This is a genomic window from Mariniphaga anaerophila, from assembly GCF_900129025.1.
Lineage (GTDB): Bacteria > Bacteroidota > Bacteroidia > Bacteroidales > Prolixibacteraceae > Mariniphaga > Mariniphaga anaerophila.
The window spans coordinates 423,092-445,452 of sequence record NZ_FQUM01000003.1 but is presented as its reverse complement, the minus strand read 5'-3'; the positions used below and the strand labels follow the sequence as shown (position 1 = coordinate 445,452).

18 protein-coding genes are annotated in these 22,361 nt (G+C 43.1%); 13 read left to right on the top strand and 5 right to left on the bottom strand.

Annotated features, from left to right (window positions below; all coding sequences use genetic code 11):
• Positions 1-233: 233 nt before the first annotated feature.
• From BUB08_RS07940 to BUB08_RS07925, 4 genes are read left to right on the top strand one after another with little or no spacing between them, the layout of a single operon-like run.
• Entirely contained in the window at positions 234-1,616 is a 1,383-nt protein-coding gene (locus tag BUB08_RS07940; protein WP_073000496.1) for an efflux RND transporter periplasmic adaptor subunit, read from the top strand.
• Positions 1,613-2,956 carry an ABC transporter permease gene (locus BUB08_RS07935; protein ID WP_073000493.1) on the top strand — a complete coding sequence of 448 codons (1,344 nt, stop codon included), beginning with the start codon at positions 1,613-1,615 and terminating at the stop codon, positions 2,954-2,956. Before BUB08_RS07940 ends, BUB08_RS07935 begins: the two co-directional genes overlap by 4 nt.
• An 18-nt stretch (positions 2,957-2,974) precedes the next feature.
• Entirely contained in the window at positions 2,975-4,459 is a 1,485-nt protein-coding gene (locus BUB08_RS07930) for a TolC family protein (protein WP_073000490.1), read from the top strand.
• 9 nt (positions 4,460-4,468) lie between these two features.
• Positions 4,469-5,716 (top strand): efflux RND transporter periplasmic adaptor subunit, encoded by a 1,248-nt coding sequence (locus BUB08_RS07925; protein ID WP_073000488.1) that lies wholly within the window; start codon positions 4,469-4,471, stop codon positions 5,714-5,716.
• Between the two features lie 275 nt (positions 5,717-5,991).
• On the opposite strand, the gene BUB08_RS07920 is transcribed toward BUB08_RS07925, so the two are convergent.
• Complete coding sequence (locus BUB08_RS07920) at positions 5,992-6,390, bottom strand: GreA/GreB family elongation factor (RefSeq protein WP_073000487.1); 399 nt, start codon at positions 6,388-6,390, stop codon at positions 5,992-5,994.
• A gap of 92 nt (positions 6,391-6,482) precedes the next feature.
• Between BUB08_RS07920 and BUB08_RS07915 the strand changes: the two genes are divergently transcribed.
• The gene (locus BUB08_RS07915; protein ID WP_175549973.1) at positions 6,483-7,184 is read left to right on the top strand and encodes a MarR family winged helix-turn-helix transcriptional regulator; all 702 of its coding nucleotides are present in this window, start codon (positions 6,483-6,485) and stop codon (positions 7,182-7,184) included.
• 29 nt (positions 7,185-7,213) lie between these two features.
• On the opposite strand, the gene BUB08_RS07910 is transcribed toward BUB08_RS07915, so the two are convergent.
• The 4 genes from BUB08_RS07910 to BUB08_RS07895 form a co-directional block, all read right to left on the bottom strand.
• Positions 7,214-7,993, bottom strand: coding sequence for an inositol monophosphatase family protein (locus BUB08_RS07910; RefSeq protein ID WP_073000485.1), 780 nt, complete (start codon positions 7,991-7,993; stop codon positions 7,214-7,216).
• A 13-nt stretch (positions 7,994-8,006) separates the two neighbouring features.
• Positions 8,007-9,278, bottom strand: a complete 1,272-nt coding sequence (locus tag BUB08_RS07905; protein WP_073000484.1) for a zinc-binding dehydrogenase — start codon at positions 9,276-9,278, stop codon at positions 8,007-8,009.
• A 33-nt stretch (positions 9,279-9,311) separates the two neighbouring features.
• Positions 9,312-11,288, bottom strand: a complete 1,977-nt coding sequence (locus BUB08_RS07900; protein WP_073000888.1) for an SDR family NAD(P)-dependent oxidoreductase — start codon at positions 11,286-11,288, stop codon at positions 9,312-9,314.
• A gap of 74 nt (positions 11,289-11,362) precedes the next feature.
• Complete coding sequence (locus BUB08_RS07895) at positions 11,363-12,598, bottom strand: hypothetical protein (protein ID WP_083570647.1); 1,236 nt, start codon at positions 12,596-12,598, stop codon at positions 11,363-11,365.
• A gap of 268 nt (positions 12,599-12,866) precedes the next feature.
• Here BUB08_RS07895 and rplM point away from each other — a divergent pair, with 268 nt between their 5' ends.
• The 8 genes from rplM to BUB08_RS07855 all read left to right on the top strand — a co-directional run bounded on the left by rplM (position 12,867) and on the right by BUB08_RS07855 (position 22,359).
• A complete protein-coding gene (gene rplM / locus BUB08_RS07890; protein ID WP_073000885.1) occupies positions 12,867-13,322 on the top strand; it encodes a 50S ribosomal protein L13 in 456 nt (151 codons plus the stop codon).
• A gap of 5 nt (positions 13,323-13,327) precedes the next feature.
• Positions 13,328-13,714, top strand: coding sequence for a 30S ribosomal protein S9 (gene rpsI / locus BUB08_RS07885; RefSeq protein ID WP_073000483.1), 387 nt, complete (start codon positions 13,328-13,330; stop codon positions 13,712-13,714).
• A 98-nt stretch (positions 13,715-13,812) separates the two neighbouring features.
• Positions 13,813-14,637 (top strand): 30S ribosomal protein S2, encoded by an 825-nt coding sequence (gene rpsB, locus BUB08_RS07880; protein ID WP_073000482.1) that lies wholly within the window; start codon positions 13,813-13,815, stop codon positions 14,635-14,637.
• 44 nt (positions 14,638-14,681) lie between these two features.
• Positions 14,682-15,509 carry a translation elongation factor Ts gene (gene tsf / locus BUB08_RS07875; protein WP_073000481.1) on the top strand — a complete coding sequence of 276 codons (828 nt, stop codon included), beginning with the start codon at positions 14,682-14,684 and terminating at the stop codon, positions 15,507-15,509.
• Positions 15,510-15,743: 234 nt separating this feature from the next.
• Positions 15,744-16,484 (top strand): hypothetical protein, encoded by a 741-nt coding sequence (locus BUB08_RS07870; protein WP_073000480.1) that lies wholly within the window; start codon positions 15,744-15,746, stop codon positions 16,482-16,484.
• Positions 16,485-16,586: 102 nt separating this feature from the next.
• Positions 16,587-18,641 carry a DUF2264 domain-containing protein gene (locus BUB08_RS07865; protein WP_073000479.1) on the top strand — a complete coding sequence of 685 codons (2,055 nt, stop codon included), beginning with the start codon at positions 16,587-16,589 and terminating at the stop codon, positions 18,639-18,641.
• A gap of 98 nt (positions 18,642-18,739) precedes the next feature.
• Entirely contained in the window at positions 18,740-20,689 is a 1,950-nt protein-coding gene (locus BUB08_RS07860) for a glycoside hydrolase family 127 protein (RefSeq protein ID WP_073000478.1), read from the top strand.
• A 218-nt stretch (positions 20,690-20,907) separates the two neighbouring features.
• Entirely contained in the window at positions 20,908-22,359 is a 1,452-nt protein-coding gene (locus BUB08_RS07855; RefSeq protein WP_073000477.1) for a TrkH family potassium uptake protein, read from the top strand.
• Positions 22,360-22,361 lie beyond the last annotated feature (2 nt).

Here is a 22,361-nt window from a genome sequence, read left to right as displayed (position 1 = left end):
TGTTATTGACAGAGATTTATTTTCTTTCGGACAAATTATACCAAAATCCCTGTTCTCTTGTTATGTTATCAGAATTTTAGCGTTGTATATTGAATGTGTGATTTTCAAGAATGAAATAAATGTTCTGTAACTTTTGAAATTTCGTTTTTTAAGAAAATATTATTGTTAATCGGGGCATAATTTTTGTTAATTAAATGCCTGTTAATGAAAATCAAATCCGAAAATAAAAAAGCATGAATAAAAAGCTATTGTTAACCGCCGGCATTGCAGTAATCGTGCTGCTAGCTGCTTTTTTCCTTCTCACGCAATCGAAAAGCGAGACGGTGAAAATTTCCACCAAAGTAAACCGAGGCCCTTTTGAAGTACTTGTTTATTCCAGCGGGCAGCTGGAGGCACAGCATTCAGAAGATATTGTCGTTCCTGACAATCTTCGTGATCGGGACATTCGGATTTATGAGATCAAAATTACAGATTTGGTAGAAGAGGGTACCGTAGTGGACTCTGGTGATTATGTGGCAACCCTCGACCAGAAAGCGGTGGAAGAAACCCTGACCAACGCCCGCGAAGAACTGGAACAGGCGTACAACGAGTTTGAAGATGCCAAACTGGACTCGAACCTTACCCTGAGTAACGTGCGCGACCAGATTATTAATGCAAGGGAAGAAGTTGAAGAAAAGAAAATAGTGCTTGACGAGTCGGTTTACGAATCGCCGGCTGTAATACGCAAAGCCGAAATGGATTTGGATAAGTCTAAACGGAAGCTCGAACAGGAAGTTCAGGGGTACGATTTAAAGCAACGTCAGGCAGTTTCTAAAGTGGAACGAAAAAAAATTGAACTTCGGCGGCTCGAAAGCCGGGTTGATAAGCTGAACGACGTGTATCACTCGCTGGTGATTACCGCGCCGAAAGCCGGAATGGTAATTTACGGAAAGGACCGCACCCGCGAAAAAATAAAAGTGGGCTCCACAGTAAGTCCCTGGATGCCGGTGATTGCTACCCTTCCTGATCTTTCGTCCATGCTTTCAACAACGTTTGTTAACGAAATAGATATTTCGAAAGTTAAAACCGGACAAAAAGTTATTCTTGGTATTGATGCCCTGCCTGAAAAAGAGCTGGAAGGCGAAGTGGTTTCGGTGGCAAACATTGGTCAGCCCATGCCCAAAAGCGATGCTAAAGTATTTGAAGTAAAAATAAGGGTGTTTGGCGATGTGTCGGACTTGAAACCTGCAATGACGACCAGTAACCAGATTCAGACCGGTTTTTATACCGACACACTTTTTATTCCGGCAGAGGCGGTTTTCTCCAACGACACCATGCAGTATGTTTATGTTGAAAATGGCGGGGTGGTTAAGCAGGTAGTTGATTTGGGCGACCAGAACGAAAACTATTTTCTGGTGCGGAAAGGATTGAATGCCGGTGATGTTGTGCTGCTAACAGAGCCGCCACATTCGGAAGATATTGCCATTGTTGGCGAAGAAATTTATCAGGAAATAAAAGAACGGAAATTACGCGAAGAGGAGGAGGCCAAAAAAGCGCTGGAAGAGGAGAAGAAGAAACCGTTCAAACTTCAGAAAAAAGCAAGCGGAAATTCTGGTAATGTAATAATCATCGGATGAAGGCAATTATTCAACGTTACGGGCATGATATCGTTACAGGTATCGAATCGATTTTTGCCAACAAGGTAAAATCGCTGCTGACGGCTTTGGGAATTATTTTTGGCGTGGCTGCGGTAATCAGCATGCTAGCCATAGGTAACGGAGCCCAGCAGGAAATTCTGGAGCAGATTAAAATGGTGGGTGTAAATAATATTGTAATTTCTCCCGTTGTTGGCTCTGATAGCGAAAATGAAAACAGTTCGGGCAGCGAAGACGGCCCACAGGTTAGTACCAAAAAATTTTCAAAAGGATTAACATTACTTGATGTGGAAGCCATCAAAGAAGTTATTCCGAGTGTGGAAAGGGTAACCCCGGTTATTTCTTTTAATTATTCGGCCATTCTCGATGGGAAAAGCAAACCAGTAGTGCTTGAAGGAATCAATAATCATTATTTCCATCTGTTTAATATCACGCTTCAGTCAGGTAAAGAATTTACCGATGAACAGATGGCCAACGCATTTCCCGTTTGTGTAATCGGAGACAACATTCGGAAAGTATTTTTTAACCAGGAAGACCCGATTGGAAAGCATATTAAGTGCGGCGAAATCTGGCTTCAGGTAGTCGGGGTGGTCGAACGGCGTGATTTTACGGCGTCTGCTTCCGACGAAATGGGAATTAGCAGTACTGACAATAAAATATTTGTTCCGGCCAAAACGGTGAATATGCGGTTCAGAAACAGGGCGCTTATTCGTGCCGACGAAGTGGAGGCTTTGGCAACTTCTCAGGGGGGCGAAGCCAATCAGTCGGAAAACATTAACCAGTTGGACAAGATTATTGTGCAGGTAGATGAAACTGAATACCTGAGTTCCACAGCCGAAGTAATTCGCAGAATGTTGCTGCGCCGGCACAACAACTTGTACGATTTTGAAGTGACCATTCCCGAGCTGCTGCTAAAACAACAGCAACGCACCAAAAATATTTTCAATATTGTGCTGGGGGTAATTGCTGGCATCTCGTTGCTGGTGGGCGGAATCGGAATTATGAACATCATGTTGGCATCGGTAATGGAGCGAATTCGCGAAATAGGTGTACGGCAGGCAATCGGGGCTTCCCGCATAGATATTATTGTGCAGTTCCTGTCAGAGTCTACCATTATTAGTGTTTCGGGCGGAATTATCGGTATTCTGCTGGGAGTTGCGCTATCGAAAATCATTACTGTGGTTTTCGATATTCAAACCATAATTTCGGCATTTTCCATTATCATTTCTTTTGGCGTTTCGGTTATTGTCGGAATTACTTTTGGGTACCTGCCCGCAAAAAGAGCATCCGAGCACGATCCTGTCAATTCGTTACGGTATTAATTTAACCTCAATAAAAAAATGAAACAGCTAATCACTGCTTTAATAATTTATAGTTTGTTTACCCCGGTGGTTTTCGCTCAGGAAAAGAAATACTTCACCTTGCAAAATGTGATAGATGCTGCATCAGAGCAGTCTCTCGACGCATTCAGAAATGAAAACATGTACCTGGCCAGTTACTGGGAATTTCGGTACTTTAAGGCCGACCGGCTCCCCAGTTTGTCGCTGCAGGCGACGCCGCTGGATTATAGCCGTGCCATGCAAAAGGTGTATAATTACGACGAGAATCGCGACGAATTTAAATTGCGCGAAGATTTAAGTTCCGAGTTATCGCTCTCTTTAAGTCAAAGCGTAGGTTTTACCGGCGGGCAGATTTTTGCCCGGTCAGACCTGGGCCTCTTGCGAAAGTTGGGCGACGATGAAGTTTCGTCCTGGTCATCTACTCCTTTCAGTGTGGGATATATTCAACCGCTTAGCGGCTATAATAAGTTGAAATGGACTGCCAAGATTGAACCGCTAAAGTATGAGAAGGCGAAGAAAAACTACATTCAGTCGAAGGAAGAACTGGCTATAAAAGCCGGCAGGTTGTTTTTTGATTTGGTTGATGCCCAGATTGAGGTAAATATTTCTGAAACCAATTTGGCAAATGCCGACACGCTTTTTAAAATAGGGCAGGGACGCTACCAGGTGGGCACCGTAACCCAGGATGAATTACTTAACCTGGAACTCAGTTTTATGAATGCAAATTTGGCACTTACGCAGTCGAATCTGGGGCTTGAACGGGCTTTGGCTGAACTGAATTCTTTTTTGGGGTTTGATAAGAATACGAAAATCGAATGTATTGTTCCTGATGAATTGCCTGACTTGCAGATTTCTGCGGCAGAAGCAGTCGATTTGGCGCTGGCAAATAACCCCGAAATGATTGACCAGCAGCAGCGGTTGATTGAAGAGGACAGAAAAGTAAATCAGGCAAAAAGCGAAAATGGCATAACCGGTGATTTGTTTGCGCTTTACGGGTTAAATCAAAATGCAAAAGGGTTTAATGAAGTGTATAGGGATCCGCTTGACCAGCAACAGTTTCGGGTCGGAATTGATGTTCCCATACTTGATTGGGGGCGCAGAAAAGGGAAACTGGCCATGGCGAAATCAACCCGCGAGGTGGTGCGCATTAGCGTAAATCAGGAAAAAATGGATTTTGAGCAGAATGTGATTATGAATGTGATGGAGTTTAATCTTCAGGGAAAACAGGTGCAAAACACAGCGAAAGCCGATACCATTGCACAAATGGGATACGACGTTACTCAACAGCGGTTTCTTATAGGTAAAGTGGATGTTACAAAGTTGAACCTCGCACGAAACGATCAGGAGCAGGCCCGCCGGGCATATATTCGAGCACTCCGCTCATACTGGAATTACTACTATACTATTCGCAGGCTTACTCTTTTTGATTTTGAGAAGAAGGTTACCCTTTCAGAAGACTTCGATGAGATTGTCAACAACTATTAAACGTACGGAATGAAGCTCAAACGAAAACAATATCTAATAATAATTGCTGCGGCCGCTGTAGTTGTTACAGCGTTAACTTTTTTTCTTACATCGGGAGAAGGGGGAAAACAGTACACGGTAAAAAACGGACTGTTTGAACTTGTTCTTGAAGTGAAAGGCGAAATTCAGGGTAAAAATGCCGTAGTAATTAGTTTGCCCGACGAACTGAAACGCAGGGACTTGCGCATTTATCAGATGAAGATTAAAGACATGGTGGAAGAGGGTACATCCGTAAAAGCAGGCGATTGGGTTGCCACGCTTGATGCTGCTCAAATTACTCAGGAAATGCAGAATAACCAGCAGGATTTGGATAAACAGCGGGCCGAACTGAACGATGCAAGAATCGACTCTTCGATACAACTGACGAAATTGCGGGAAGAACTGGGTGAGTTCAAATACGATTTGGAATATAAAGAGTTGGAGTTGGAACAGTCTCAGTACGAATCGCCGGCTTATCAGCGCAAAAAGCAGATGGAGTATGACCAAACCGTTCGGCAAATGAAAAAGAAACAGCGAGATTATCAACTGAGACAGCTGGATCTGAAAATGAAAACCAAGCGGATTGAAGACCGTTTCGATTTCCACAGCAACAGAGATTCGCTGCTGAAAGCGGCTATGATGGCAGCCCGGGTAACTGCCCCCAAAGACGGGCTGGTTATGTATGCCAAACTCTGGAACGGCAGAAAGCTGCGCGTTGGCGACGACATCAGCATCTGGATGCCAACCATTGCCACTTTGCCTGATTTGTCGGAACCCGTGTCTGAAGCTTATATTCCTGAAATTGACATAACTAAAATTGCTCTGGGCGACAGTGTCAGAATTACTATTGATGCGCTTCCGGGTGACGATTTTAAAGGCGTGGTTTCAAACATTGCCAACGTAGGACAGGAATTGTCAGGGTTTGATATGAAGGTTTTTAAAGTGATGATTGACCTGAAAGTGGAAGGCAAAAAAATTAAGCCGGCAATGACGTCTAACAATAAAATTGTTCTGGCGCGGTTAACTGACGTGATAAAAATTCCACGCAGTTGTCTTTTTACAGACAATGGAAGTACTTACGTTTTTCTAAATAAGTCAGGAAAAATCTGGAAAAAAAAGGTTACCCCCGGGCTGGAAAATGAAGAAGAGGTTGTTATTGAAACAGGCCTTGAAAGTGGCGATAAAATTTTGATGAACCCGCCTGAAGGGGGAGAATCCATTGATTTTCTGAACAGCTAGGTAGTTGCCTAATTATCAAAAATAAAGAAACCGGATTTTTGGTCCGGTTTCCTGAAAATCAAATAGAATTGGTTCCTGGAATACTTGTTCTTGATGTTGAAATTTAGCAATAATTAAAAAACTTGCAGAAGCACTAAATTCTGCCTTTTCTCTTTTTAACTTTTTCCTCCTGTTTTTTTAGCTTTTTTTCCTGTTGTCGTTCTTTCAAGCTTTTTTTGGGTGCTTTTAACCCGACATTCTTTTTAGCCATGATGATTTATTTTTTATATGAGTTGTTAGTGCTCTTCCTCTGTATAGATAATATTTTTGATTTTGATTTTTTTTACGCCGCGCGGAGCGTTAAACGTTATGGTGCTTCCGACTTTATAGCCCAGTAAAGCACTGCCAAACATCGACAGAACAGAAATTTTACCTGTTTTGAAATCAGCGTCTTTTGGGAAAACAAGCCTCACCTTCATTTCTCTGTTGGTGTCCAAATCCACCACTTCTGCAAACGAATTCATTCTTACAAAATCTGTTTTTATTCTTTTGCCTTTTACTCTTTTGGCGCGTTTAATTTCCCCGCCCAAATAGTCGAGATTCCCTTTTTCTGTTGTGTGGCTTACTTTCTCCGTTTTTAGTAGCTCGCATAAACTTATATAGTCTTGCTCAGTAATATTTATGTTCTGTTTCATGATTAATTTGTTTTAAATCGTATACGATGTAAATATATCGTATGCGATACAATTATAATAAAACTTTTATATTTTTACAAAAAAATGATTTGATGGGAAGAAATAAGTATGCGATACTAAAGCAGGTTATTGATTTGTACGAAGATTATGAGCAAAATGAAAAACATCTTGATTTATTGTCGTTTGCGAGGTGGATAACCAATAAGCTCGATAAAGAGCCGGAATTGAATAAAAGAGTTGCTCCGGAAAAGAACTACGATGCGTTTGCTGATGAAATTCCGGTAATAAAAAAGTTTGAAGAGAAAACCCGTTTCCTCGAATCTGTTTCCCGTCTTGCCCGCTATCATGAGTTTTATTCGCGAAAAGCCCTCAAAGATTTAGTGATAAATACCCGGCTCGAATTTTTATTTCTTCAGACCATTAATTTGATGGAAAAGGCAAAAAAGACCGACCTGATAAATACTTACCATTTGGAATACACTACGGGGATGGATACGATAAGAAGACTAAATAATAACGGGCTGCTGGACGAGATTCCTGACGACTCCGACAAGCGTGCAAAATTGCTGGTGCTCACCCAAAAAGGGCACGAGATTTTAGCGCTGGCAAACAAAAGAATGGATGAAGAGAATAAAATGTTTTTAACTGCCGTCAATCAAAACAAATGGAAAAAGGCGATGCAGATTCTCGAAGAAATTGATGAATTTCATAGTAATGTTTACCAAAACCACAACGACAAGCCTTTTGCCGAATTATGTAACCTGATGGATTCGTTAAAGTATTTGTACAAGTAATTTATTTGCCGGGAATACTTTCCGGTTTCCTAACCAATCTTTTCTAGCTGTTTTACCAGAGACTCGTGAATCTCGCGGCGAGAAAACAAAAGCTTGTCGCTTTGGTTGTTCCACGGGTTTCCCTGCCAGTCGGAAAACACGCATCCGGCCTCGGTGGCAATTACTGCGCCGGCAGCAAAATCCCAGAGCGAATCGCCCGAACAGATAAACCCGTCAACCGAACCGGCTGCCAAAAAACAAAGTTCAACCGCAGTGGTTCCGAACTTCAGCGTATCAAAATTAACCGCCAGTTTTTCTGCAACTTTTTTAAAGTTATTTCTGTCTTCGTGCCCGTATCCATGGTTCAGAAAAACACACGGGGTGAAATCCTCGCGCAACGGTGGAAGCACTATTTGTTTTCCGTTGCAAAAAGCGCCTCCTCCTTTTTCGGCAGTGTATTCTTTTTGTGAGATGGGATCGATAATCACCCCGAGGAGAAAGTCATTCCCCTCCATCAGTCCGATGGAAACAGCAAAAAGCGGAATTCCCCGGGCAAAATTGGAAGTCCCGTCCAGCGGATCGACCACCCATTTTTTGCCCGGCTCCTGCCGAAGTAATCCACTTTCTTCACTTAAAATATTGTAGGCAGAGTTGTTTTTCAAAACACTGAAAATGGCTGTTTCTGCTGCAAAATCAGTATCGGTAACTAATCCCTGGGCTTCTCCTTTTACCCTGGCATTGGATGAATTTCCGAATTTCTCCCGGATTACTTCAGCTCCTGCCCGGGCTGCTTGTAGTGCAATATTTAAATCAGTTGAAAGTGCGGACATATTTTCAGGTAGTTTAAATTTCAGGTGCGTGTTCCAGCAAGTATTTTTCGGCGTCAACGTTCCACAACCCTTTAGTCCGGGCCACCAGCTTTGCCAGTTCGGCATAAAACGGTTCGGTTTTCCCTCGTTCTTCAAAATCGGAAATTGCAACCAGCGGAAGGTTTTTGTGCGTGTATATTAGTTTTTTTCCGCCGGGAATACTGGGCAGGTTCAGCGTTGTTTCTGCAACCGTATTTAGTCCCCCGATGTGCGTGATTAAACCCGCCGGATCGAGTCCCTGGCTCATGCAGGCCAGCGCTTCCACCATGTCGTCGTTATTCCCGCCCGAAGTTCCGGCAATGTGTGTGTAGGCGTAATGAACGTTGTAGAAATTCAGTTTTGCCGAAAATTCGGGATTGGAGGGGCCTGCAAAAAAGTTCAGGCAACCATCGTGCGCCAAAATTGCATCAGCCTGTTCCACAACCGGTGCCACCGGAGCAAATACAAAAACATCGTTGTATCCGCCGCCCGAAATTTCCTTGAGCTTTTCAACCGGGTTTTCAATGTTTCCTGTATTGATATAAATCAGTTCAATTCCTTTTTCCTGCGCCCATTTTTCCGGGAATATTTCTGCCGCACGGTCAAGTCGGGTCTGGTCAATGTCTGTAATTACCAGTAGCGAAGGTTTCCTGTCTTTTCGGTTTACAACGTAGTTGATGGCCGCCAGTCCCATCGGCCCGACTCCCGCAAGAATAGCCATTTTCCCGCCGTCCACGATTTCCATTTGGTGAGCATACGAACCCGGTTTGGTGTGGTAGTTGGCGTGCATGGCGCCAATAACGCAACTTAGCGGCTCAGCCAGCGATGCCGGGTAAAATCCCGGCCCGTTGTAGGTAAGCAGACAATCTTGCACCAGTACATCGTTTGGAATGATAACGTAAGTTGCATCTCCGCCGATATTTTGGTACGAGTAACCGGGAGCACTGAGTACGCCCAGCGGCCCGTCTTCGTAATAAATAGCCGGCTGGATGGAATATTTTTGACCGGGTTTGAACTTGTGCTGCCATTTGGCGCCCACTTCTATGATTTCTCCGGCGAATTCGTGTCCGATAATAACTGGATTTTCGTTTACGTTGTCGGGAATTCGTTTATGGTCGGGGCCCTGTTTGGCCGCTTTGTAGCTCGACATGCAAATGCTGTCGGATACCACTTTCGCCAAAATTTCATCCTCTTTTATTTTTGGAAGCTCAAATTCTTCCAGCCTTAAATCTTCTTTTCCGTATAGTCTGATTGCTTTTGTTTTCATTTTTAAATTGAGTCGTCAGTTAAAGAATTACTACTATTTTAACATGTTCTGGCCACCGGTTACCGGAATGGCCTGCCCGGTTTCGTATTGCTGGTCGATGACGTAAAAGATTGCTTTAGCCACATCTTTTGGCGTGCATCCCCTGCCTGCCGGAACCTGCGCTTCATAAAACGATTTTACGTCGGAAATGGTTTTTGCTCCCGGTACTTTTCCGGCTTTCAGGTATTGAACAAACAACCCTTTTTCGGGGTCGCTCCACAGTGGCCCGTCGAAAAAATTACCCGGGCAAACGGAGTTCACTTTAATGTTGAACGGCATCAATTCCAGTGCAAACGACTGGGTGAGGCCAATTCCTCCGAACTTTCCGCCTGCATACGCAAAATTCTTGTTGCTGCCTTTTAGCCCCGATTTCGAATTGATTTGAATGATGTCCATAAAATGATTGGGGCAGTGCCTGTGTTGTATCTTCATTACTTTCTGGGCATATTTTGAACACAGGAAATAGCCGGTGTAATTTACCTTAGTCATCAGCTCAAAAGTTGCAGCGTCCATTTCGTCCAGGCTGCCCGCGCGAAGTATTCCGGCGTTGGAAATCATTACATCCAGTCCGCCAAACCGAAGGACTGCCTGCTGAATCATATTTTCGACCGAGGTGGCCTCGCTAACATTCACACCGATAAAATGCGCTTCGTTTTTCCTGCCTTTGTCATTAAGCTGGCCGGCAAATTCTTTTCCTTTTTCTGCGTTGAGGTCGGCAACAACAATGTTAGCGCCTTGGTTGAACAAGATTTCTGCAATGCCTGCCCCAAACCCCTGGGCTGCCCCGGTAACAATTACTGTTTTGTTTTCCAGTTGTCCCTGCGCCTTTCCTCCGAGCGAAACTTTTTTTCGGTAGTTTTCCACCTCCCAGTTTTCGATAAATGCAACCTGCTCTGCGGTTAAAGGATGCGGCCCCCCGAAGTTTTCCGCAAGCGTGGCAATCTGGCAAAAGTCGCTCACCATATCTTTCAGGTACCCGACTGACACTGCAGAATCTTCAGCCGCAATTACGCCTTCGTTTTGTATGAAAATAATTTTAGGCGTGGCCTTGCGCCGAGTTGTAAATTCCGCAATTTGTGCACGGGCTTCTGACAGAATTTTTTCGGTTGTCCCTTTGTTTTCAATAAACAGGTATTCTGATAGGCAATACACCATTTGGTCGGGATTGTACGGACGAGCAATCCACTTGCTGAATGTTTTTTTGTCTGTTATGAAGTTGGAAATCCACGTACTGTTGAAAGCCGTTGCTACTTTTAATTTCTCTCCGGATAGCATCATTCTGACGGCAGGTAGAATCTCTGCCATTTCTTTTGAAACCGGTTTTTCTTCCGATTCGGGAAATGAATCAAACGTGTTTTTAAGCTTTGTTTCTATGCCGGCGTAAATGCCTTTTATTTCGTCAGTGGTGTTGGCAGCAACAAAAATTCCGTGGTTCTGAATCAGCACAATTTTCGGGTCGTTCCCGAATTTTTGGTGGTAGGCGGCAATCTGTTCCGCAATAATTTTGAAAAGAATATAACCGGGGTCTGAATACGGAACGAATAGTGCCTTCTCTCCGAAAATTTCGGTTGTTTTTTGTTCTGCCTGGTTGCTGCACATCAATCCGTTAATTAGCGTGGAGTGGGTGTGTACCACATATTTGTAGCTAAACAGGTTGTGCAGCGACGTTTCAACCGACGGGCGCAAACCGGATTCCGGATTTATCCGGCTGTTCAGTAATGCATTTTTTACCTCTTCTTCGCGTTGTACCGGATTCGCAGAAAACTGTTGATTGGGTATGTCGTTAAGTTTGGCGCGGTCGAGTACGCAAAACCCGTCTTCACCAATACTACCCAGATTGATGCCGCTGGCTTTTATCCACAAATGTTTTTCGTTTTTAAACGATGTGTTTCCGCCGCCTGCAATTACATATTCTTTGTTTTTGCCATAATAGCGGGATACTTCAATCAATTCTTTTATTTCGGGTTTCATTTTGCTTTTTTTGTATTCTCTGCAACTGATTCGGAATGTTCCGGCAGATGCAGAATTTATTTTACTGTTCAAAATTAATTATTTGTGTACTTTTTTATTACTGCTTTGCCCAGTTTGATGAAATAATTTTTTTGGTCAATTTTTGCTTTTCTTCCGTTCAGGTACCCCTCTTTGCCTTGTGCTTTGAGGTATTGGTGGGCGGCAATTACAGCGGCGCCATCGTAGTTTATATTCATCAACTCAGCATCCAGGGGCACACCGCCGCGGCAGGAAACTTTAAGCGGGGAGAGCTCAGGAGTGTTGTGCTCTGTTCCAAACGTAACCACAAATCCGTGCTCGTTAAAATATGTGACAAAATCCTTCAAAATTTTAAAATCATTTCTTCCGGGAATCAGTTCAACGGAGTACACATCGTTTTTAACAAGCTCTTGCAATAGCTTTTCTTTGTTTGCTTCGTAGTCGGTAAAATTACCTTTCGAGTCATCTAACAAAACAGGATAACACGGAATTCCACCCGCATCGATAATAATTTCTATTACTTCTTTTAGTGAAAGAAATGCTTTTGGATCTTCCGGAACAAATGCTGCGCCGCCCGCCTTTAAAAGGTTGCCACGAATTTCGTTTTCAATTGTTGCTAGGTTGTCAAGCGGAGATATCAGTTCCTTTCCCGAAAATATTTTTTGGAAAAGCGTTTTCCTTGCTCCTTCAGTACTTTCTTTGTCGAAAACAGCCAGCCGAACGGCCTGTGCAATATGCCGTTCTCGAAACAGGTTTTTTGCCAATTGCTGTTGAAGTTCTGCTACGCTAAAATGGATTTCGATATTATTTGCTGCAAAAAATGCATTCAGCTTTTCTACCATCTGAAAAGTCTGATGGTTGCTCTCTGTTTGAAGTTCTTGTATTTTTTTTTGTGACTCTTCGTTCATTTGCACAGGGAATTGCAGCCCTTTTCCACTGAAATAGGTGCGGCCCGGATTGTTGGGGTCGTTTACCCTGACGCCGGCCTCCTGCAAATCGTTTTGCAACGCCATAAATTCGATGTTGAACAGCGGAAATATTTTATGCGTTTCAGCCAAGTTTGCAAACTCGCTGTACCCGTCGGTAGTATAAAAATCGTTTATGCCAAGCACCTTTATGCTTTCTTTTTGGGCCATTAAAAAGGGCTGTTCAATATTTGCAAAAGCAGAGAATGAGTGTGGAGTATGTATGTGCCCGTTTATCTCAGGAACCGGGTTCTCGTTTAGTTTTTGGTGCCATTCGAGCAACTCGTCGGGCGTAGGAAAATTGGCCAATGCGTTTTTTACTTTCATGGTTTGTTAAATTATTGTGTCTGGTTACAAATTAACAAAACGCTTTGTATCTGGCTGTCCTTTGGTATCCTGTTAATTAGCTGAAAAAAAAGAGAATTATATTTTGGTAATAACAAAAAAGAGAATACTTTTGCAGTCCCGATTATTGTCCGTACTTACAAGTGATGTAAAAGGTTGATTTCCTTTGGATAACATACTTCAGGAAGCCCGAAAACCTGAATGGAAACCACGGGATGAAAATTAAATGTTGAATAAAAAATTAGGACGAGTGGATACATTGAGTTACAAAACCGTTTCGGCAAACAAAGCAACCGTTAATAAAGAATGGGTACTTGTTGATGCTGAAAATCTGGTGCTGGGCCGGTTGGCCAGCGAGGTTGCTAAAATCCTCAGGGGCAAACACAAGCCCGAGTTTACACCGCACGTAGATTGTGGTGATAATGTAATTGTGATTAACGCCGAAAAAGTGCAGCTTACCGGAAATAAAATGACCGACAGGCTTCATTTTCGCCACAGTGGTTACCCGGGAGGACAGACAAAACAAACCCCGAAACAAATTTTGGATAAATATCCTGAAAGGCTTGTTGAAAAAGCCGTTAAAGGGATGTTGCCGAAAAATAAACTGGGAAGGCAGTTGTTCCGTAACCTGCATGTTGTTGTGGGAGCAGAGCACAAATACGAGGCTCAGAAACCAAAAGTTGTTGATTTAAGTACGAATAATTAAGAAAAATGGAAGTAGTTAATACAATAGGGCGTAGGAAATCAGCAGTTGCACGTATTTACGTGAACGAAGGTAAAGGAAATATTACCATCAACAAACGCGATTTTAAAGAGTATTTTCCAACCACTACTTTGCAGTACATCGTTACTCAGCCGTTAAATCTGGTTGAAGCTGCAGAAAAATACGACATTAAAGTGAATCTGGACGGTGGCGGTATTAAAGGCCAGGCCGAAGCATTGCGTTTGGCAATTACCCGTGCACTGATGAAAATTGATCCGGAATCTAGAAAAGAACTGAAAGCAGCAGGCTTTGTTACCAGGGATCCACGCGAAGTGGAACGTAAAAAACCAGGTCAGCCAAAAGCAAGAAAACGGTTCCAGTTCTCAAAACGTTAATATTATTATTGTTAAATTATATGGGTCTAAAACGGTTGAGACTTCCATTTGGCGGGACTACTCAACGGTTGCTTTTAGAATCATAAAAAAGTAAACAGATGCCTAAAGTATCATTTCAGGAATTATTGGATGCAGGTGCGCATTTTGGCCACCTGAAAAGGAAATGGAATCCGAACATGGAGCCTTACATCTTCATGGAAAAGAACGGAATCCACATCATCGATCTGCAGAAAACAATTGTAAAAATTGATGAAGCAGCAGCTGCAATGAAGCAGATTGCCAAATCAGGAAGAAAAATTCTTTTTGTTGCCACTAAAAAACAGGCAAAAGAATTGGTTTCTGACTTGGTTAAAAGTGTAGGAATGCCATATGTTACCGAGCGCTGGCCCGGAGGTATGCTTACCAACTTTCCTACTATCAGGAAAGCAGTGAAGAAAATGATTGCCATCGATAAAATGGCAAAAGACGCCAGTTGGGATAACCTTTCAAAAAGAGAAAAATTGCAGATTACCCGTCAGCGGGCTAAACTGGAAAAAGTTCTCGGTAGTATCGTTGATCTTACCCGTCTGCCTGCAGCGTTATTCGTTGTTGACGTGATGAAAGAAAAGATTGCCGTTCGCGAAGCTCACCGTCTTGGAATTCCAGTATTTGCCATTGTGGACACCAACTCAAATCCCGATGGAATTGATTTCGTAATTCCTGCAAACGACGATGCTTCACAGTCGATTAAACTGATTGTTGGCGAAATGGTTGAAGCAGTTCGTGAAGGTCTGGTTGAAAGGAAAGCAGAGAAGAAAGACGAAGATGAAGCTCCTAAAAGGAAAAGCCGGGAAAAAGTTAAACACGAAAAGGCTCCCGAACAGAGCCCGGTTGATGACGAGGATGCCGGTGACGACCAAGATGCAGGAGATGAAGAAGAATAGCCAACAGCTATAAAATATTAAGAACATTTATAAAAACAAGTTTTATGTCTTTTACAACAGCTGATGTAGTAAAACTGAGGAAAGTAACCGGTGCAGGAATGATGGATTGCAAGAATGCACTGGGTGAAGCCGATGGTGATTTTGACAGGGCTCTTGAAATTATCCGCGAAAAAGGAAAATTGGTAGCCAGCAAACGTGCCGACAGGGAAGCAACCGAAGGTGCAGTTTTGGCTAAAACAACTGAAGATAAAAAGTTTGGTGCTCTGGTAGTACTGAACTGCGAAACCGACTTTGTTGCAAAAAATGAAAATTTTGTAGCATTTGCCGACAGCATTTTGAATGTTGCTTTGAATCAAAAATCCGAAAATCTGGATGGTTTGAAAGGACAGGATCTTGACGGAAGGACAATTGAAGCGCAGGTAACTGAACAAACAGGGGTTATCGGAGAAAAACTCGACCTTTCCTACTACGGAAAGATTGACGCCGAATCTGTTGTTAGCTATATCCACCCCGGAAATAAACTGGCTACTTTGGTTGGTTTCAATAAAGCCGATGTTGATGAACATGTTGCCAAAGATGTTGCCATGCAGGTAGCTGCTATGGCTCCTGTTTCTGTTGACACAGACTCGATTCCGCAGGAAGTTATTGATAAAGAGCTGGAAATTGCGAAAGAAAAATTCCGTTTGGAAGGAAAACCTGAAGCAATGCTTGACAAAATTGCTCACGGTGCCCTTAATAAATGGTACAAAGAGGTTACTCTTTTGAATCAGGCATTTATTAAAGACGGTAAAATTTCCGTAAAAGAATATCTTGCACAGCACGATAAAGAACTGAAAGTAACAGGATTCGAACGTTATACATTGAACGCATAATTATCCTGAATACGTTATAAAGCGCTAACGGATTTTAGTTCCGTTAACTCAAAAAAGAGGCTGTTTGGTTTTTCCAGACAGCCTCTTTTGGTTGGTAGCGCCCTGGCTAATTCAGCCGTTCCGTATTTGAGAATTCAGTAATTAGCTCTTTTCTTTATCTGCATATCTTTAAACACAGGTTTCATTTGAAGCAGTGGTAAATTATTTCTTGTTAAATTTCGGGAAATTTCAATTATGCAGCCGGAAAAGAAACAACTGGAAGTATTGTTGATGCACTATTTCCGCAATTGTTATCCAGAATTTCCCAAAGGGAAAACGCTACCTTCGGAGTCGCCCGATTTTATTGTCACTTTAAAAAGCAAAAACCATTTGGGAATTGAACTCACCCGGCTGAACCCTGCAAATGCAAAAGAACCCGACGAAGTGGCTATTGCAAGGAATAGAACACGTGAGCGGATAATTGAGTCGGCCAGGGAGCTTTTTGAAGGCACATCTCCCCTGAAACTGTTTGTGAAATTTCTTTTTTCCGAGACCGAACCGATTTCCGAAGAGCGCGAACTTGCCGTTTCGGTGCAACTGACAAATGTTGTGCGAAAGGCTATTGTTGGTAAAAAGACGGGAAGTTTTTTTAAGGAGTTGGTGGGACCAGAAGCGCTGCCCGCCGGTCTGGAAGCACTCTTGATTGTTCATCACCCCGGATTGCAGGTGTCTTTTTGGGAACGTTCAAATAACCTTGGGGTTTCCGAGAATGTGGTTGCCGATATCCGCGAGGCAATTCATAAAAAAGACGAGAAATTGAGGTACTACCAAAAACAGCGGTTGAATTACTACTGGCTATTGGTTACAACCGACCGGTTGCGTGGAGTGAAGAGTTATAACCTGCCCAATAAAATAATGAATCTTACTTTTCATTCGCGTTTTCAGCATGTCTTTCTCTTCGATTTAATAAAGGCTGACGTTTTTCAGTTGGTTTAGTAACGGGTTGCTAAAATAGTACCAGTGCTTGCTAAACCGGTGGTAAGCAAATAATCTTAGCATTCATAATCTTTGCAGGTATAAAACAGAACATCGAAAACCATGAAAAGAGCATTTTCAGTTGAACAACCTGACTTTGAGTTGAGCCCGCTTACCGGCATGAACCGCGGACACTACATTGAAATGGCGAAGTACCTGCTCGAAAGGGCATTTCTTCATATCAATTCGATAAATGATCCTTTGACCTTTCCTCCGGTACCAGGGAAAACATATCCGCAGCCAAACGACCCGGACTGGCGTTGGCGGTCGTTGGAGTTTGAGGCGCTGGAGCGGACATTTACGCTTGCCGGCCCACTTATTCATGTCGAGCCCGAGGTGGAAATTAAGGGGATTAAATTGCGGGATTACTATAGCCTGCAGATGTACAACGCGTTTACTCCTGGTCATCCCAACTCCCTTCCATTGCCCGAAGATTTGCCCGATTCAACCTACCAGTTCACGTGCGAATTTGGCGGGTTGTTTAAAACGTTGCTGTTGATGCCCGATACCATCTGGACACAGTTTCCGGAAAAGCAAAAAGAAGAGATGGTTGTTACCATTTCTAAATGGGCACATCATCGCACAACGCAGAATAACTGGCGTATTTTTAATGTTGTAGCGCTCTCGTTTCTGAAAAAATATGGCTACGAAATTGACGACGAACTGCTGAAAAGTCATTTGTTGTGGGTGGCTTCTTATCATTCGGGAAACGGTTGGTATCTGGAGCAAACCTACAATTACTACTCCATTAGTTTATTCATTGTTTACACCACAATCTGGAACCGGACTTTTGGGGATGAATTTTATCCGGAGATTGCTGAAATTATTGAACGTTCGGCCAGGAAACTGATGGAATCGTTAACCAGTTTTTTCGGTCGTAACGGGTACATCAACATGTGGTCGCGCAGCATTTGCTACCGCACCTGGGTATCGGGCGCTTTTCCCGTTGCGTTTATGCTGAAGGATGGTGCATTAATTGACGCAGGTTTTGCCCGCCGGCTTTGTTCCGGTTCATTGCTTCAGTTTGTTACCCGAGAAGAGTTTTATTACAACGATATTCCCAGCCTTGGTTTTTATGGGAAGAAAGAATACATGGTTCAGAATTACAGTTGCCCGGCAAGTCCGTTTTTAATGTTTTTGCCATTTATTTGTTTGGCATTGCCCGAAGATTCGCCATTTTGGACAGCCCGCGAAAATGAAGGATTCTGGGAGGGGTTGGGTGAAAAAACAAAGACGGTCGTTCTCGAAAATCCGGGGTTAGTTTTGGCTAATCACGGGAAATCCGGGGCGTCAGAAATTATCCCCGGAAAAGTTTATTATGATGATCCCAATTACTCGAAGTTGGTTTACAATACCTGTTTCCCCTGGGAAGATCATGACCCAACGGGAGGAACGTCAATGGAATACAGCTTCAGAAGTCTTGATCCGCGGGACGTGCGCGGCGATGACATAAATTTTTACCTGACCGGGCTGAAGGTTGACAATAGTTCGGAAAAGAACAAAGCTTTTTCCATTTCGCAGAGTATGGTGTTTAACGGAGTGAAGGGCGGCGTTGTCTACCGGCAGGCGTTTATACGAAAACCGCCAAACAATGGAGTCGGTTACATTATCGATTTGGCCGATATCATTATTCCGGGCGGGGTAATCAGGGTTGATCGTACCCGGCTGGCTTTTGAACATGAACTTACGCTCGGCCACTTCGGATTGCCTCATATCAATGGAGAAAAAGCGGTTGTGAGTCGGTTTAACGAAGGGAATAAGGAAGTAATTACAGCAACTATTAAAGGACGCAGCGTTGCGCTAATTGCATATACTGGCTGGGATGAATTGGATAGTGTGGTTCATGCCAACCGCAATGCCGAAGCGGATGAAAGTACGGTTGTTTTTGCGCGGAAAAAACGATTGGAAAAAAATCCGGCTATGGAAATAATGATTACGGTAATGCTGCATAAAACCGATGATTCTGGCTGGACACAGGAAGAGCTTTCTCCCATAAAGGAGTTTGAAATAATGGATGTTACACCGGTTTTCTCTACAATGGGGGCAAAAATTACATTGTCTGACAATAAGGTTTACGAAGTTTATTTTGAAGAAATTGACGGCCACCGAAGGAGCTGACATACATTTTTGGTTGAGTTGTGTTTTTCCGCTTTGTTTTTGTCCGTTGATTTTCAATTTTTTGAATAACTTTAGTCAATCCAAAAAACAGAGTGAAAATGCGCCAAACAATCCTCTCTTTTGCAATTGTTTTGATGTTGTTCTCCTGCTCTGAAAAGAGCTCGACGAATGACTATCCGATATCTCCGGTGCCGTTTACGCGGGTAGAGTTAGACGATGATTTCTGGACGAAGCGGATAAAAACAAACCACGATGTTACAATTCCCATTGCGATTCAGAAAAGTGAGCAGACCGGACGTATTGATAATTTTGCCATTGCAGGAGGTTTAAAAGAAGGTACTTTTTGCTCTCCTTTTCCTTTCGACGATTCAGATGTTTTCAAAATTATTGAAGGTGCAGCCTACTCCTTGCAGATGTTTCCCGATACTGAAATGGAAAGTACGGTAGATTCGCTTATTAACCTGATTGGAAAAGCACAGGAAGAAGACGGCTATTTGTTTACCAACCGCACAATTATGGGCGACAGCGGGCATGCCTGGATTGGAACAAAGCGTTGGGAAAAAGTGGACGATTTGAGCCACGAACTATACAACCTTGGACATTTTTACGAAGCAGCAGTTGCCTATTTTCAGGCTACCGGGAAACAGAAAATCCTCGACATTGCTGTAAAAAGTGCCAATCTGGTCGACCGTGAATTCGGGTACGGTAAAATCGAAAACTACCCCGGGCATCAGGAAATTGAAATTGGACTGGTAAAACTTTACCGCATTACCGGCGACAAAAAATACCTCGATTTGGCCAAATTTTTTCTTGATATCCGTGGGCGTGGAATTGGGGAGAAAAAAAGCTACAATCAGTCGCATGTGCCGGTGGTTGATCAAACCGAAGCAGTGGGGCACTCGGTGCGTGCAGCCTATATGTGGACCGGCATGGCCGATGTAGCCGCGCTTACCGGAGACCAGTCGTATATAAACGCCATTACAAAAATCTGGGAAGATGTGGTTTGCCGGAAGTTGTACATTACCGGAGGAATTGGTGCCCAAGGTGGACACGAAGGCTTTGGCTCCCCGTATGAGCTTCCCAACAAAAAAGCATACTGCGAAACCTGCGCAGCAATTGCCAACGTATTTTGGAATCACCGGATGTTTTTGATGACGGGCGATGCCAAATACATTGATGTTTTAGAACGCTCATTGTACAACAATGTGCTCTCCGGCGTTTCGCTCAGCGGCGATCACTTTTTTTACCCCAATCCACTTCGGTCGGACGGTGAGCACCAGCGCAGCGAGTGGTTTGGTTGTGCCTGCTGTCCTTCTAATATCTCAAGGTTCATTCCTTCGATGCCGAACTATATTTATGCGCAAAAAGGGAATGATTTGTACGTCAATCTTTTTGTGTCTGGCTCAACCGCTTTTGAAACATCCAGAGGAAGTGTAACGCTTACGCAGGAAAGCAACATGCCCTGGAACGGGCACATTTTGTTTACGCTGAACCCCGAAAAACGAACCAAAGCAAACCTGCTTATCCGGATTCCGGGCTGGGCCTCAGAACATCCTGTTCCCGGAGATTTATACGAATATTCAGACAACTACAGCATTTCGCCGGTATTTAAAATTAACGGCAAAGAAGTTTCTCCTGAAAAAAGAAGCGGGTACGCTGTCCTTTCAAAAAAGTGGGGGCCGGGCGATAAAGTTGATGTGACCTTTCCTTTTAAAGTGCGAAAAATTTTAGCCAACGAAAAGGTGGAAGCCGATCGCGGAAAAATGGCGCTTCAACTTGGCCCGTTGGTGTATTGTACTGAATGGGCAGATTATCAGGATGCCAATATTTTTAACCTTATTTTGCCCGAAAATGCAGAGTTTTCCTATGGTTTTCAGCCGGGAAAACTGGGCGGGATAAATGTTGTTTCAGGTGATGCTTCTATTCTGAAAATAGGAGAAGGCCCGGATAAAGGAGAACTTTTTCCGCAACAGTTTACGGCCATTCCGTATTATGCCTGGGCGCACCGCGGCCCCGGAAAAATGATGGTGTGGATTCCGGTTCGTTAAAGTATTCAAGCACCAAATTTTCCATTTCTTTTTGATTTTTGGGAAGTTGTTTCGAATCAGGTTGTTAAAGTAAAATGTTTGTCAATCAGCTTAATGTGCAAAAAATAAAGAACAGGTCTTCTTTATAAAATCTTTATATTCTTCAAACAATATTTTATTTACTATTTATGAAATCTCCTGCAAATTTGCCCTGAGAATATAAATGATAACAGAGGGGAATGAGCCAGGTTTTACATTTCAGGCTAATAGCAAAAGTAATAAGCCGAATTTCGTTTATTATTGCTGTGGCTTTGTTGATTTCTGCAGGGGTAGCAGTAATTTATAAAGAGGCAGTGTTGCCTTTTGTATATTCGTTGCTGTTGTCTGTGCTTTTGGGAGTAGGGTTGGATTTTGTTTCCCGGAGGACGGAAAAGAAAGCCATAATTCAACGAAAGGATGCCTTTTTTTCTGTTACTCTGTCGTGGTTTTATGTTAGTCTGCTGGGGAGTTTGCCCTTCATTTTTTCCGGAGCCATTCCCTCTTTTGTAAATGCTTTTTTTGAGTCTGTTTCTGGGTTTACCACAACCGGGTCGTCCATTTTAACCGATATCGAATCACTGCCAAAATCTGCACTTTTTTGGAGAAGCCTGACCCACTGGATTGGCGGAATCGGAATCATCGTACTTTTTATTATTGTAATGCCGTCGCTTCACGAGGGCGGTTACCATTTGTTTACGCTCGAATCGTCGGTGCAGGAGAAAATCCATCCGAAAATACGGTCTGTTGTTCAGCGGTTGTTTTTTATTTATTTGCTGCTTACCGGGCTTGAAACAATACTGTTGCTTGCCGGCGGAATGAACCTTTTTGAAAGTGTTTGCCACTCGTTCGGAACGATTGCCACTGGCGGATTTTCTCCAAAAAATACAAGCATTGGTGGCTACTCTCCATACATTCAGTATGTGGTAATGATATTTATGTTTTTGAGCGGAACTAACTTTGTAATTCATTATAATTTGCTGAAAAGGGATTTTACCAAAATCGCAAAAAATGAGGAGCTGAAATTTTACATTGCTGTAACTGCAATTATTGGGGTTGTAATAACGCTGTTGCTTGTTTTTAATACTGAGAAATCAGTTGAAGAGTCGTTTAGGGAATCCTTTTTTCAGGTTATTTCCATGATAACCTGCACCGGGTTTGCAACAGAAGATTACCTGCTTTGGCCAAAGATTGCCTGGATGATTATTTTCTTTTCCATGTTTTTAGGAGGATGTTCCGGGTCTACCGCAGGAGGAATTAAAATGGTTCGTCATTTATTGGTTTTCAAGAATATTCGCCTTTTCTTCAATGAGTCGGCTCATCCACAGGCGGTATTTCGTATGAAACTGAATGGAAATGCCATTAACGAAACAACGAACAAAACGATTTTGTCTTATTTTTCCACTTATTTTTTAGTGTTTATTGTGGGAAGTATTTTGTTGGTAACTGCCGGTCTCGATGCAGGCTCGGCAGCAAGTTCGGCTGCAACGGCCATGGCCGGTATTGGCCCGGGAATTGGCACCGTGGGGCCTGCATCCAATTTTGCGCATTTAACCGATGCTGCCAAGTTAATCCTTACGTTTCTAATGGTTTTAGGGCGTTTGGAAATTTATACGGTGCTTGTTTTGTTTACTCGAAATTTTTGGAAGGATTAACC